The sequence below is a fragment of the Streptomyces sp. MMG1533 genome, assembly GCF_001279775.1.
In the GTDB taxonomy this organism is placed as follows: Bacteria; Actinomycetota; Actinomycetes; order Streptomycetales; family Streptomycetaceae; genus Streptomyces.
Genome location: NZ_LGDG01000195.1, coordinates 1 through 252 on the forward strand (window position 1 = coordinate 1; position 252 = coordinate 252).

Sequence of the window (252 nt, forward strand, 5' to 3'; positions counted from 1 at the left end):
GTCTGCTTGCAGAACGCGAAGCGGACGAAGGGGGCGCCCGCCTCCCGGTGGTCGTAGAAGACGGCGTTCGGGATGGCGACGACGCCCGCCCGCTCGGGCAGCGCGCGGCAGAAGGCGAAGCCGTCCTTCTCGCCGAGGGGGCGGATGTCGGTGGTGATGAAGTAGGTGCCCGCGGGCCGGAACACCTCGAAGCCCGCCTCCGCGAGCCCCGTCGCCAGCAGGTCCCGCTTGGCGAGCATGTCGTCGCGGAAC

1 protein-coding gene is annotated in these 252 nt (G+C 71.8%); it reads right to left on the reverse strand.

The genetic code is table 11. From position 1 onward, the window contains the following. A partial coding sequence (locus ADK57_RS19325) for an aminotransferase class I/II-fold pyridoxal phosphate-dependent enzyme (protein ID WP_159050099.1) occupies positions 1–252 on the reverse strand: 252 nt, incomplete at both ends.